The 212-nt window shown below is 46.2% G+C and carries 1 protein-coding gene; it reads right to left on the bottom strand.

The window, feature by feature from the left end; genetic code table 11:
* The coding region (locus ACLH1I_RS26765; RefSeq protein ID WP_227664762.1) for a hypothetical protein at window positions 1-87 on the bottom strand (87 nt) is incomplete at its 3' end.
* Window positions 88-212 lie beyond the last annotated feature (125 nt).

Genomic DNA, 212 nt, shown 5'->3' with positions numbered 1-212 from the left:
GTAGGTGGACCAGTTGGTGATTCTGAACTTTTGCTTTGCCACGGAATGGTCTGTGTTGTCGGGAGGATGCGTGATCTGATCCTTCAACTCAGCAAAAGTTCGATTTATTCATAGATGGTCGCCTCCTGTTTGCCAAGCTAAATATGTTGTGGTGGCTTTACTGGTCATCGATTGCAGCCATAGATCCGGACTTTGCCGAGGTGATGTAAAAT

The sequence above is a fragment of the Klebsiella sp. 1SOBk10mer genome, from assembly GCF_046602535.1.
Classification (GTDB): Bacteria; Pseudomonadota; Gammaproteobacteria; order Enterobacterales; family Enterobacteriaceae; genus Klebsiella; species Klebsiella quasipneumoniae.
Note: the sequence above shows the minus strand (reverse complement) of the source record. Positions and strands in the feature narration are given on the sequence as shown.